Origin of the sequence: Pseudomonas sp. PSPC3-2 (assembly GCF_049897085.1) — a bacterium.
In the GTDB taxonomy this organism is placed as follows: Bacteria; Pseudomonadota; Gammaproteobacteria; order Pseudomonadales; family Pseudomonadaceae; genus Aquipseudomonas; species Aquipseudomonas paraveronii.
Window position 1 is genome coordinate 48,589 of record NZ_JAFCVO010000004.1, and the last position, 12,304, is coordinate 60,892.

The following is a 12,304-nucleotide window of genomic DNA, read 5'->3' on the forward strand; positions in this document are numbered from 1 at the left end:
TGTTTCATAAAAGGGAGCGGATTCTAACGAAAAAACCCGCGCCAGGCGCGGGTTTCTTCTAAACGGACTGCATCGCTTATAGGCGCTGCAGGTCGCGTTGAGCCAACTGTGCAGCGGAAGTCCCCGGATACTGGGCAACGACCTGCTGCAGAATGCCTTTGACCTTGTCGGTGTGACCCAGGCGGCGTTCTACGTCAGCAAGTTTGTACAGCGAATCCGGCACCTTGGCGTGCTTGGGGTAAAGCTGGCTGACCTTGGCAAATGCCTGGCCCGCCCCCTGCAGATCACCCTTTGCCAGGTTTACCTCACCCAGCCAGTACTGGGCGTTGCCCGCGTACTGACTGTTTGGGTAGCGACCAAGGAATGCGGTAAAGGCTTTGCTGGCCTTGTCGAAATCCTTGGCTTTGATCAGGTCGAAGGCTGCGTCGTAGTACAGTTTTTCCTTCGCCGGATCACCCGGTTCACTGCTGGCAGCAGGGGCCGCGGCGGCGCCCCCTGCTGCTGCTCCACCGGTGGCGGCACTTGGCGCGCCACCGGCAGAAGAATTATCAGGAGTAGCGGCAGGTGTAACGCCGGCTCCTATACGTCGATCAAGATCCTGGTATCGCTCCAGGCCTTCTTGCTTCAGCTGGTTCACTTGATTCTGCAGAACTTCAATGGTGCCTTGTTGCTGCGACAATTGATCCTGCATGCGTTGCAGCTGGTTGAACAGTTCGCCCTGTGCCGAGGGAGCGGACGTAGCCGCCCCCCCAGCATAGGCGCCGTTCGTGCCATAACCCGCTGGCGGATAACTGCTCCCGCTATTGTTATAGCCTGAGTTGCTATCTTCCACAGGAACCGCAGCCCACACCGCAAGCGGTGCGAGGCTGAGAGCCAATACAGTTAGAGCACGACGGCACGTTCGCATGACGAATTACTTACGCAGTTCGACGCGACGGTTTTGAGCCCAGGACTGCTCGTCGTGGCCAGTAGCAACTGGACGCTCTTTACCGTAGGAAACCAGTTCCAGTTGGCCTGGAGCAACACCTTGCAGTACCAGGTAGCGCTGAACGGCTTTCGCACGACGCTCGCCCAGTGCCATGTTGTACTCGCGAGTACCACGTTCGTCGGTGTTACCTTCCAGAACAACGCGAGCGCCGTTAGCTTTCAGGTCCTTCGCGTGAACGTCCAGAGCGCGCATGGCTTCTGGTTTCAGGTCCGAACTGTCGTATTCGAAGTAGAAAGTGGTGATTGCGCGCAGAGCAGCTTCTTCGCTCAGGGAGCCGTCAACTGCACCAGTGTTAGCGCCGTAACCAGCGTTTGGATCAACAGCTGCGCCTTCACCGGCATTGTCGCCGCCTTTAGACGAGCAACCAACGGCTACGGACAGAGCCAGAGCCAGAGCAGCAAACTTACCAAACTTCAGCATTTCCATCGTGAAACTCCTAATGAACCCCAGTGTGTTAAGCAAATCATGTAGCGCCGCGTCAGTTCAGGTAAGGGGACCAGGATGGTTCTCTGACTTCGCCTTGTGCGGTAGGAAGCGGGAGCCTTACGCGTCCATTAATGGACACGAGCATCAAGACTCCCCGGCCCTGCTGGCGGGTGGCGTAGATTACCATGGTGCCGTTGGGCGCAACAGTGGCTGACTCATCAAGGTTGGTATCTGTAAGGATTTTTACGGTTCCGCGCTGCAAATCCTGGGCCGCAACCCGGAAATTAGTGAAACCATCCTGACGGTGAATCATCACCAACGTCTTTTCATCAGCCGAAAGCTTAGGGTTGGCGTTGTAGTTACCAATAAAGGTCACGCGTTCCGCGCCACCGCCACCCACGCTCGTTTTATAAATTTGAGGCTTGCCGCCACGGTCGGAGGTGAAATAGATGGTCGAACCATCTTTACCCCAGAACGGTTCGGTGTTGATACCAGGACCGCTGGTTACGCGGCTGATCTGGCGCGAAGCCATGTTCATCACGTAGATATCCGGGTTGCCGTCTTTGGACAGCACGAATGCCAGGCGAGAACCATCCGGTGACCAGGCTGGCGCACCGTTGAGGCCTTCGAAGTTGGTGATCTGCTCACGACGGCCAGTATCGATGTGCTGGACGAAGATGCGCGGACGCCTCTGTTCAAAGGACACGTAGGCAATGCGCTTACCGTCCGGCGCGAAGCGCGGCGACAGGATTGGCTCACGCGATTGCAGCAAGGTCACGGCCCGCGCGCCATCATAGTCGGAACGCTGCAGCGTGTAGCGCGTGTTATCTACGGAGAAACGCTCAGCCGTTACATAGAGCAGACGCGTCGAGAAAGCACCCTTGATACCGGTGAGTTTTTCAAACGACTGATCCGAGATGTAGTGGGCCATGTCCCGCAATTGCTCGGCGGTGCCCGATACACTGCCGGTCAAGACCTGCTGCTCGGTCGCCACGTTGAACAAGGTGTACTGGATCTGCAGGCGACCGCCGGCGGGCACGATGCTGCCGACCATCAGGTACTGGGCGCCTACGGCTTTCCAGTCACGGAAGATGACTTCGCTGGCCTGGGTCGGCTGGCTGATCATGTTGCCTTTCGGAATCGGCGCGTAATAACCGGAGTTGCGCAGGTCGTCGCTGACGATCTGGGCCATGTCGTCCGGCAGCACGCTGCCGCCCTGCCAACCGAACGGCACAACGGCGATCGGGGTGGCCCGATCGCTACCGCTAGTGACCAGGATGTTCTTTTCATCCGCCGCCGCTATCCCTGCCATGCAGCAAATAACGACAAGCATTCCTCGAAGAAGGTTTCTCACAAGGCTAAATCCTCAGGTGTGAATGTCATCTTGAATGAACGATAGGGAGCGAAGTCGCTTGGTTTCATTCCCTGCATCTCGGTCAACCGGCCAATATTCTTGACCGCCGCGACCGCCGAACTGTCGAACGAACCGTCACCACTGGACTTGGCCACGCTGACCGAAGTCACCGTACCGTCCGGCAACATGCCGATCTGCAGCACTACTGTCATGCCTTTGCGTGCCGAAGGTGGACGTGTCCAACCTTCTGCTGCCCGTGCCCGAATCAGGTCATCGAAACTGCCCGCGACTTCATCGCCACGCTCATCGGCCAAGGCTTGCTGACGCTGCGGCGTGTCGGAGAGCAAATCTGCCAAGGCCTGGGCCTTTTTCTCTTCGGCGGATTTACGCGCTGCTTCCTGGGCCTTTTTCTTGCTGGCGTCGGCGGCAGCTTTCTTCTTCGCGTCGTCGGCGACTTTCTTCTTCGCCTCGTCTGCTTCAGTTTTTTTCTTGGCGTCTTCGGCGGCTTTCTTCTTCGCGTCTTCGACTATCTTTTTCTTGGCTTCTTCAGCGGCCTTTTTCTTGGCCTCTTCTTCGGCAGCTTTTTTGGCTTCTTCTTCAGATTTCTTCTTGGCTATATCAGCCAATTGTTTCTCTTCAGCTTTTTTAGCTTCGGCAGCCTTCTCGGACTTTTTGGCTTCATCAGCCTTTTTCGCCTCGTCAGCCTTCTTCGCTTCGTCAGCCTTTTTCGATTCCTCGGTCTTTTGAGCCGCCTCTTCTTTCTTTTGTTCCGCAGCAGCCTTCACCGCTTCCTGCTCGACCTTCTTCTGTTCCATCTGCTCGACTTCAGTCTGGCGCGCAGCCGACTTCTGGGCCTCACCCGCAATCTTCTGATTGGTCTGGGTGGTGGCCTGACTTTTCGATTTCAGCTGATACAGGGTCGCCTGCACGATCGGCTTGGCTGGCGGCAGGTCCGGGGTCATGGCAAAGCTGACGAACAGCATGCCAAACACCAGGACGTGCAGGGCAATTGCCCAGACGCTAGGCCAGAAGAAGCTTTCCGAGGCGGACGGCTCTCGCTGTTGGTGCATCAGGGCGCCTCGGTAATCAAGCCAACGTTACCGACGCCGGCCTTCTGCAGCCCGCCCATGGCGCCCATGACGGAGCCATAGTCGACGACTTTATCGCCGCGAATGAACACCTGGGTGTGCTTGCCGCCCTCGTTGCCGGACCGGATGATCTTGGTCACGGCATCGGTCATCTGCGGCAAGGTCATGGCCTTGTCCTGCTGTTTCTGGGTGTCGACTTCGCTGCCAAGGTTCCAGTAATAGGTCTTGTCAGCCTTGATCGAAATGGTCAGGACCTGAGTGTTGTTGTCCTGCGGCAAGGCTTCGCTGGAAACCTTGGGCAGATCAACCTTCACGCCCTGATTGAGCATCGGCGCGGTCACCATGAAGATCACCAGCAGCACCAGCATCACGTCGATGTAAGGCACTACGTTCATCTCGGCGACCGGCTTGCGCTTTTTGCGAGCTCGAGCGATTAAAGCCATTGGGAATTACCTGCTTATTCTTCGCTGGTGTGCACTTTACGGTGCAGGATCGCCTGGAATTCGTCGGCGAAGGTGTAGTAACGGCTGATCAAGGTTTCACCGCGCGCGGCGAAGCGGTTGTAGGCGATTACCGCCGGGATCGCAGCGAACAGGCCGATCGCGGTGGCGACCAGGGCTTCGGCGATACCCGGAGCCACGGTGGCCAGGGTCGCTTGCTGGGCCTGGGCCAGGCCGCGGAAGGAGTTCATGATCCCCCACACGGTACCGAACAGGCCGATGTACGGGCTGACGGAACCCACGGTGGCGAGGAACGGCAGGCTCTGCTCCAGCTTCTCTTCTTCGCGGGAGATGGCCACACGCATGGCACGGGCCACGCCTTCCATGACCGCTTCCGGGTCGACGCCCGGCTGCTGGCGCAGGCGCGAGAATTCCTTGAAGCCGGCACGGAAGATCTGCTCGACGCCCGAATCCGGGTCAGGGTTGCTGCCCGCCTGGCGATACAGTTTGGACAGGTCGATACCCGACCAGAAGCGCTCTTCGAAGCTCTCCAGGGCTCGTCGACCGGCACGCAGCAGGTTGCTGCGCTGAAAAATCATGACCCAGGATGTAACCGATGCGGCTAACAGGATCAGCATCACCAGTTGAACCACGACACTGGCATTACTGACCAGGCTCCACATGGAGGAATGGTCGACGACGGTAGGTTCCACGCTAAATCTCCTGCTTTGATTGTTTACCCGCGCCGCTCACGGCAGCAAAGGCCGCACGTAGAGTTTCGGGAATGGCCCGAGGTTTCAAACTATTGGTGCGCACACACGCCACCAGAAACTGCCCCTCACAGAGCAGCGTTGCATCCGTAGCCCGCCTGACCTGCTGTTTAAAGCGCAGGCTGGCCCGGTTCAATTCGATTACTTCAGCGCTGACCAGCAGCTCATCGTCCAATCGCGCGGGTGCGAAATAACGCGCCTCGCTGGAATGCACGACAAACAACAGGTCCTCTCCTGCCAGCTGGGATTGGGCAAAGCCCAGCTCCCGTAGCCGCTCGGTTCGAGCCCGCTCCATGAACTTGAGGTAATTGACGTAATACACGATGCCGCCCGCATCGGTGTCCTCGTAATAAACGCGACAGCGATGTGCGAACGACTGATCCCCGTTTTGCGCGCGCATACTCTAGTGCTTACTCCTCAGGTTGCCAATCCGCTCAGGCAACTGTTTTTTCATTCGCTGAAACATTTTCACTGACTGAATGACGACGCCAGCCACTAGGACAGCACAAACCTCGAATAAATCGACGAACAAAGCCTTTTTAATCGTCCACCGCATCGAGGAATTCGTCTACCACGGGCATCTCGCCCAATCGTGACGGAATGTTTAGCCCAAAGTGCAAATAGGCATGCCGGGTAACCACCCTGCCCCGCGGCGTGCGCATGATGTAGCCCTGCTGGATCAGGTACGGCTCCAGCACGTCCTCAATGGTATGGCGCTCTTCACTGATGGCGGCCGCCAGGCTGTCCACGCCCACCGGTCCACCGTCGAACTTCTCGATCATGGTCAAGAGTAGCCGTCGATCCTGGTGATCGAAGCCGCGCTCATCCACGTCCAGCAAGTTCAACGCCAGGTCGGCCACAGGCTTGGTGATATGCCCCTTGGCCCGCACTTCGGCAAAATCACGCACGCGCCGCAGCAAGCGGTTGGCGATCCGTGGCGTGCCCCGCGCCCGACGGGCGATTTCAAACGCGCCTTCGGGGTCCAGGGGCAGGCCGAGAATGCCGGCCGAACGGCTGACGATGGTCGCCAGGTCTGCGGTGCTATAGAACTCTAGACGCTGAACAATACCGAAACGGTCTCGCAACGGGTTGGTCAGCATGCCCGCACGTGTGGTTGCGCCCACCAGGGTGAACGGCGGCAGGTCGAGCTTGATCGAGCGGGCCGCTGGGCCTTCACCGATCATGATGTCGAGCTGGAAGTCCTCCATCGCCGGGTACAACACTTCCTCGACGATGGGCGACAGCCGGTGGATTTCGTCGATAAACAGCACGTCGTGCGGTTCGAGGTTGGTCAACAACGCCGCCAGATCGCCCGGGCGCTCCAGCACCGGCCCGGAGGTGGACTTGATCGACACCCCCATTTCCTGGGCGATGATGTTGGCCAGGGTGGTTTTACCCAACCCCGGCGGGCCGAAGATCAAGGTGTGATCCAGGGATTCACTGCGCCCACGCGCGGCCTGGATGAACAACTCCATTTGCTCGCGCACGGTGGGCTGGCCGATGTAGTCGGCCAGGCTCAGGGGGCGGATGGCGCGATCCTGGATTTCTTCACGGTCACGGGGGCCCGTGGCCGCGATCAGACGATCAGCTTCAATCACTTAAATCATTCCCTTCAGGGCTCGGCGGATCATGTCTTCGCTGCTCAGGTTCTTGTCCTTGATGGCCGACACCGCTTTGCTGGCTTCCTGCGGCTTGTAGCCCAGGGAGATCAGCGCGCTGACCGCATCGCTTTCGGCACTCGCCACCTGGCCCGCCGGCAGATCCGGCTGGTTCGGCACCAGCGCGAACATGCTCGGGGCGACTTCCCAGGCCTTGAAGCGGTCCTTGAGCTCCACCAGCAGGCGTTCGGCGGTTTTCTTGCCGACCCCCGGCACCTTGGTCAGCGCCGAGGTGTCCTGGGCCGAAACGGCACGCACCAGTTCATCCACTTCCAGACTCGACATCAGCGCCAGGGCCAGTTTAGGCCCTACGCCATTGAGGCGAATCAGCTCGCGGAAGAAGTCACGGTCACGCTTGCCAATGAAACCATAGAGCAGTTGCGCATCTTCTCTCACCACAAGGTGAGTATGCAGGGTCAGTGGCTCGCCAACCGACGGAAGGCGGTACAGGGTGGTCATGGGCACTTCCAGCTCATACCCCAGCCCGTTGACATCCAGAATCAGGTGCGGCGGCTGTTTCTCAGCCAGGGTGCCGCGCAAGCGTCCAATCACGGTTCAGATCCTTAAGGCTTGGGGTCAGATCGAGGCCTGACCGGAAATAACGATTGCGCCGATGCTATCAGAGACGCAGCCGCCCGCCACGACTGCGCGCCGCACCCAGGCCGTGAGGCAGCAGGCTGGAACGGGTGTGCGCGTGGCAAATGGCGATGGCCAGGGCGTCGGAGGCGTCGATCTGCGGCTTGGAGGTGAGCTTGAGCATGTGCATGACCATCATCTGCACCTGTTCTTTATTGGCTGCACCGGTGCCGACCACGGCCTGCTTGACCTGGGTGGCGGTGTACTCGGCGATTTCCATGGCCTCTTCGGCACCGGCTACGATCGCGGCGCCACGGGCCTGGCCAAGCTTGAGGGCCGAGTCGGCGTTTTTCGCCATGAACACCTTTTCGATCCCCATCGTCACCGGTTTGTAGGTCTGGATCACTTCACGCACACCGCGATAGACGATCTGCAGGCGCTCGGCCAACTCGCCCGCGCCAGTGCGGATGCAGCCCGAGGCGACATACACGCAGCCGCGCGGGGTGTGTTGCACCACGCCAAAGCCGGTGATGCGCGAACCGGGGTCGATACCTAGGATTAAAGTCATAACGCCTGCAGGTCGGGTAAACACAGTTTTTGATACAGGGAAGATCCAATGTGGGAGGGGGCTTGCTCCCGATGGCGGTGATTCAGTCGATTTATAAATGACTGACACACCGCCATCGGGAGCAAGCCCCCTCTCACATGTTGATCCACATCGCCCTTCAGCCTAGCTGCTCGGCTACCGATTCTGGAATGTCAGCGTTCGAGTAGACGTTCTGCACGTCATCCAGGTCCTCAAGCATATCCAGCATCTTCAGCACTTTCTGCGCGCCGTCCAGGTCCAGTTCGGCGCTGGTGGTCGGCAGCATCACGATTTCCGCGTCGGTGCCTTTGAAACCGGCGGTTTCCAGCGCGTTACGCACCGCATAGAACCCGGCGAACGAGGTGAACACGTCGATGGAAGCGTCCTCGTTGGTCACCACGTCGTCGGCATCCGCCTCCATCGCGGCTTCCATCAACGCGTCTTCATCCACACCCGGCGCGAAGGAAATCTGGCCCTTGCGCTCGAACAGGTAGGCCACCGAGCCATCCGTGCCGAGATTGCCACCGCACTTGCTGAACGCATGGCGCACGGCCGCGGCGGTACGGTTGCGGTTATCGGTCATGCACTCGACCATCACCGCCACGCCGCCCGGGCCGTAGCCTTCGTAGGTCAGCTCGACCATGTCGTCGGTATCGGCCGCACCGGCACCACGGGCCACGGCGCGGTCGATGATGTCGCGACTCATGTTCGCGCCGAGGGCTTTGTCCAGCGCCAGGCGCAGACGCGGGTTGGAGCCCGGATCACCGCCGCCTTGGCGGGCGGCGACGGTCAGCTCGCGAATCCACTTGGTGAAAATCTTGCCTTTCTTGGCATCCTGACGCTCTTTGCGGTGCTTGATGTTCGCCCACTTGGAATGGCCAGCCATAACACAACTCCGAAATTCTCTAAAAACCTTATCAACCCCGCACCCGGCGGGATACAACCCTTGTAACGCAAAGGCGCATCCGAAGATGCGCCTTTTTGACTGCGTAAAACCCTATCGCGCTTTCACGCAGCGGCCTTACTCAGCCTTCGGCGCCTCGCGCAGGCGGATATGCAGCTCGCGCAGTGCCTTGGCATCCACGACACCCGGGGCCTGGGTCATGACGTCCGCAGCGCTCTGGGTTTTCGGGAAGGCAATCACTTCACGGATCGACTGGGCGCCGGTCATCAGCATCACCAGACGGTCCAGGCCGAAGGCCAGGCCGCCGTGGGGCGGTGCGCCGTATTTCAGGGCGTCGAGCAGGAAGCCGAATTTCTCTTCCTGTTCCGCTTCGTTGATGCCCAGCAGACGGAATACCGCTTGCTGCATTTCCTTGCGGTGGATACGGATCGAACCGCCACCCAGCTCGGTGCCGTTCAAGACCATGTCGTAGGCCCGGGACAGAGCGCCCGCAGGGTTGGCTTCGAGCTCTTCAGGCGAGCACTTCGGCGCGGTGAACGGGTGGTGCAAGGCGCTGAAGCTGCCGTCGTCGCTCTCTTCGAACATCGGGAAGTCGACGACCCACATCGGCGCCCACTTGCAGGTCAGCAGATCCAGGTCGTGGCCCAGCTTGATCCGCAGCGCGCCCAAGGCTTCGCTGACGATCTTGGCCTTGTCGGCGCCGAAGAACACGATGTCACCGTCGACCGCGCCCACGCGATCCAGGATCACATTGAGGTTGGCTTCCGGGATGTTTTTCACGATCGGCGACTGCAGGCCTTCAACGCCCTTGGCGCGTTCGTTGACCTTGATGTACGCCAGGCCCTTGGCACCGTAGATGCCGACGAACTTGGTGTAGTCGTCGATCTGCTTGCGCGGCATGCTCGCGCCGCCAGGCACGCGCAGGGCGGCGATGCGGCATTTCGGGTCGTTGGCCGGGCCGCTGAACACCTTGAAGTCGACATCCTTGAGCTGGTCGGCCACGTCCACCAGTTCCAGCGGGTTACGCAGGTCTGGCTTGTCGGAACCGTAGCGGCGCATGGCTTCTTCGAAGGTCATGTGCGGGAATTCGCCGAATTCCAGGTCCAGCACTTCCTTGAACAGATTGCGGATCATTTGTTCGGTGATGCCCATGATCTCTTTTTCATCGAGGAAGCTGGTCTCGATGTCGATCTGGGTGAATTCAGGCTGGCGATCAGCACGCAGGTCTTCGTCACGGAAGCACTTGGCGATCTGGTAGTAACGGTCGAAGCCGGCCACCATCAGCAGTTGCTTGAACAACTGCGGCGATTGCGGCAGGGCAAAGAAGCTGCCGGCGTGGGTACGGCTCGGCACCAGATAGTCACGCGCGCCTTCCGGAGTGGCACGGGTGAGGATCGGGGTTTCGACGTCGAGGAAGCCGTTTTCATCGAGGAAGCGGCGGATGCTGGTGGTCATGCGCGAACGCAGACGCAGCTTCTCGGCCATTTCCGGGCGGCGCAGGTCCAGGAAGCGATAGCGCAGGCGGGTTTCTTCGCCAACATCGGAGTATTCGTTCAGTGGGAACGGCGGAGTTTCCGACTCGTTCAGCACTTCCAGTTCGTAGCCCAGCACTTCGATCGCGCCAGAAGCCATGTTCGGGTTCACCGCACCGGCCGGACGCAGGCGTACCTTGCCGGTGATCTTCACCACGTATTCGCTGCGCACGCGGTCGGCCGCGGCGAAGCTCTCGGCGCGGTCCGGGTCGAACACCACCTGGGCCAGACCATCACGATCACGGATATCGAGGAAGATCACCCCGCCGTGGTCGCGGCGACGGTGAACCCATCCGCAAAGGGTGATTTCCTGACCTTCCAGGGTCTCGTTCAGTTGGCCGCAATAATGGCTGCGCATCATGGTAGTGGTTTCACTTCTCGTAATTCGAAATTCGGTGGCAGGCTTGGCCTCAGTCACCGCACATAAGTCAGGGGACGGATAATGCAGGAGCCTGCGCGTAGAGTTCAACTCAGTCTGCTTTGTCGCCGCCCGCCAGATTCTTCTTCGAGCCGGTCTTGAAGTCGGTCTCGTACCAGCCGCTGCCGCTCAGGCGGAAGCCCGGCATGGACAACATCTTTTTAAGCTGCGGCGCCTGGCAGGCTGGGCAATCGACCAGCGGCGCGTCACTGATCTTCTGGATGGCTTCCAACTGATGACCACAGGAAGCACATTGATAGTCGTACATGGGCATGGAGATGTCTCGGCGATCAGATCGTTACTGTGCCGCGCCTGCCTCCGAACAGAGGGCACCGCGCAGAAAGCGCTGGCAGCAGCAAAGCGCGGGATTATATCTGGTAAATCGAGGCAGCGCAGCCGGCTTTCTGCCCGAGGCCCGGCCCGCCTGCACGTTGGGCCGGCCCCGGAACCACCGGACTACTCAGGGTTTGAGAGGCAAGCACGGCCTTTCAATACGTGAACCACGCAAACTACCCGGACCAGCCCGCTGAAGTTCTTCACGCCGCCATAGCGCAAATGCACTTCCCGATCGACATAAGACAACAATGCACTGACTGAACAGGCATTGAGCCTGGCTATTTCCGTGAGGATATTCCAGTAGATCTGTTCCAGCCGCAAGCAAGTCGAAAACCCATTGAGCCTTACCGATCGGGACAGCGGCCGCGCCAGCCCCATATCGAACCCTTTGACAAAGGGATCGACGTTTATCTTTTGAAAACCACAGGTCTCCATCACTCTACTACCCACTCCACGTGACATACACCTGACACTCCATTGCCAAACAGCGGTCCATGGGTTTCTCCCATTGGACGGTGGACCTATCAAACAGCAGGAAGACGGGGGCAGCCAGAAGACGGGGAGTTGATAGTCGTAGGACAACGCCAGGAAACACGGAGAAACAAGCGAGCGGCGCCAGGACGGCGCCACCCGGGGTCGACGTCTACTTGCTTTCGAGCAGGGAACGCAGCATCCACGCAGTTTTTTCGTGAACTTGCATACGCTGGGTCAGCAGGTCGGCCGTCGGTTCATCGCTGACCTTGTCGAGCAGTGGGAAAATGCCGCGCGCGGTGCGCGTAACCGCCTCCTGCCCCGCCACCAACTGCTTGATCATCTCTTCAGCGCTGGGCACGCCCTCTTCTTCCTTGATCGAAGACAGTCGCGCATAGATCGAATAGGCCCCCGGCGCCGGGAAGCCCAAGGCACGAATTCGCTCGGCAATCAGGTCAACCGCCAGCGCCAGCTCGTTGTACTGCTCTTCGAACATCAAGTGCAGCGTGCGAAACATGGGGCCCGTGACGTTCCAGTGGAAGTTGTGGGTCTTCAGGTACAGTACATAGGTATCGGAAAGCAGACGCGAAAGCCCATCGACGATGGATTTGCGATCTTCTTCACTGATACCGATATCGATTGCCATGTTTATCCCCTTCAATTGAACAGCATTCATTGACCAGGTGCCGGACCACTCTAGCAAGAGTAACCAGCGTGTGCAGCTCAACACGCCGAGGCACGCGCGGCAAATCGCCCT

15 protein-coding genes are annotated in these 12,304 nt (G+C 59.4%); all 15 read right to left on the bottom strand.

The genetic code is table 11. The annotated features are described in order from the left end of the window. Positions 1 to 76: 76 nt before the first annotated feature. Positions 77 to 907, bottom strand: coding sequence for a tol-pal system protein YbgF (ybgF, locus tag ACP7CJ_RS08745; RefSeq protein ID WP_276194617.1), 831 nt, complete (start codon positions 905 to 907; stop codon positions 77 to 79). Positions 908 to 913: 6 nt separating this feature from the next. Continuing rightward, the gene (pal, locus tag ACP7CJ_RS08750; RefSeq protein ID WP_003209827.1) at positions 914 to 1,414 is read right to left on the bottom strand and encodes a peptidoglycan-associated lipoprotein Pal; all 501 of its coding nucleotides are present in this window, start codon (positions 1,412 to 1,414) and stop codon (positions 914 to 916) included. 52 nt (positions 1,415 to 1,466) lie between these two features. Continuing rightward, positions 1,467 to 2,747: a Tol-Pal system beta propeller repeat protein TolB gene (tolB, locus tag ACP7CJ_RS08755; RefSeq protein ID WP_174555573.1), complete on the bottom strand. Its 1,281-nt coding sequence runs from the start codon at positions 2,745 to 2,747 to the stop codon at positions 1,467 to 1,469. 17 nt (positions 2,748 to 2,764) lie between these two features. Continuing rightward, positions 2,765 to 3,838, bottom strand: coding sequence for a cell envelope integrity protein TolA (tolA, locus tag ACP7CJ_RS08760; RefSeq protein WP_276194618.1), 1,074 nt, complete (start codon positions 3,836 to 3,838; stop codon positions 2,765 to 2,767). Next, positions 3,838 to 4,290 carry a protein TolR gene (gene tolR, locus ACP7CJ_RS08765; RefSeq protein ID WP_161630238.1) on the bottom strand — a complete coding sequence of 151 codons (453 nt, stop codon included), beginning with the start codon at positions 4,288 to 4,290 and terminating at the stop codon, positions 3,838 to 3,840. The genes tolA and tolR overlap by 1 nt, the downstream gene beginning before the upstream one ends. 23 nt (positions 4,291 to 4,313) lie before the next feature. Continuing rightward, the gene (gene tolQ / locus ACP7CJ_RS08770; protein ID WP_017847129.1) at positions 4,314 to 5,009 is read right to left on the bottom strand and encodes a protein TolQ; all 696 of its coding nucleotides are present in this window, start codon (positions 5,007 to 5,009) and stop codon (positions 4,314 to 4,316) included. 1 nt (position 5,010) lies between these two features. Beyond that, entirely contained in the window at positions 5,011 to 5,466 is a 456-nt protein-coding gene (gene ybgC / locus ACP7CJ_RS08775) for a tol-pal system-associated acyl-CoA thioesterase (RefSeq protein WP_276194619.1), read from the bottom strand. 139 nt (positions 5,467 to 5,605) lie between these two features. Continuing rightward, on the bottom strand, positions 5,606 to 6,664 hold the full coding sequence (gene ruvB, locus ACP7CJ_RS08780; protein ID WP_276194620.1) for a Holliday junction branch migration DNA helicase RuvB: 1,059 nt from the start codon (positions 6,662 to 6,664) through the stop codon (positions 5,606 to 5,608). After that, complete coding sequence (ruvA, locus tag ACP7CJ_RS08785) at positions 6,665 to 7,276, bottom strand: Holliday junction branch migration protein RuvA (protein WP_247400514.1); 612 nt, start codon at positions 7,274 to 7,276, stop codon at positions 6,665 to 6,667. Between the two features lie 67 nt (positions 7,277 to 7,343). Then, complete coding sequence (ruvC, locus tag ACP7CJ_RS08790; protein ID WP_017847125.1) at positions 7,344 to 7,868, bottom strand: crossover junction endodeoxyribonuclease RuvC; 525 nt, start codon at positions 7,866 to 7,868, stop codon at positions 7,344 to 7,346. A gap of 157 nt (positions 7,869 to 8,025) precedes the next feature. Continuing rightward, positions 8,026 to 8,772 carry a YebC/PmpR family DNA-binding transcriptional regulator gene (locus tag ACP7CJ_RS08795; protein ID WP_276194621.1) on the bottom strand — a complete coding sequence of 249 codons (747 nt, stop codon included), beginning with the start codon at positions 8,770 to 8,772 and terminating at the stop codon, positions 8,026 to 8,028. 135 nt (positions 8,773 to 8,907) lie between these two features. Continuing rightward, positions 8,908 to 10,683, bottom strand: coding sequence for an aspartate--tRNA ligase (gene aspS / locus ACP7CJ_RS08800; protein ID WP_276194622.1), 1,776 nt, complete (start codon positions 10,681 to 10,683; stop codon positions 8,908 to 8,910). Positions 10,684 to 10,792: 109 nt separating this feature from the next. Continuing rightward, complete coding sequence (locus tag ACP7CJ_RS08805) at positions 10,793 to 11,014, bottom strand: FmdB family zinc ribbon protein (RefSeq protein ID WP_100938824.1); 222 nt, start codon at positions 11,012 to 11,014, stop codon at positions 10,793 to 10,795. Between the two features lie 182 nt (positions 11,015 to 11,196). Beyond that, positions 11,197 to 11,538: a ribbon-helix-helix domain-containing protein gene (locus ACP7CJ_RS08810; protein WP_247401619.1), complete on the bottom strand. Its 342-nt coding sequence runs from the start codon at positions 11,536 to 11,538 to the stop codon at positions 11,197 to 11,199. Positions 11,539 to 11,719: 181 nt separating this feature from the next. After that, on the bottom strand, positions 11,720 to 12,193 hold the full coding sequence (locus tag ACP7CJ_RS08815; protein WP_104902566.1) for a Dps family protein: 474 nt from the start codon (positions 12,191 to 12,193) through the stop codon (positions 11,720 to 11,722). Positions 12,194 to 12,304: the final 111 nt, after the last annotated feature.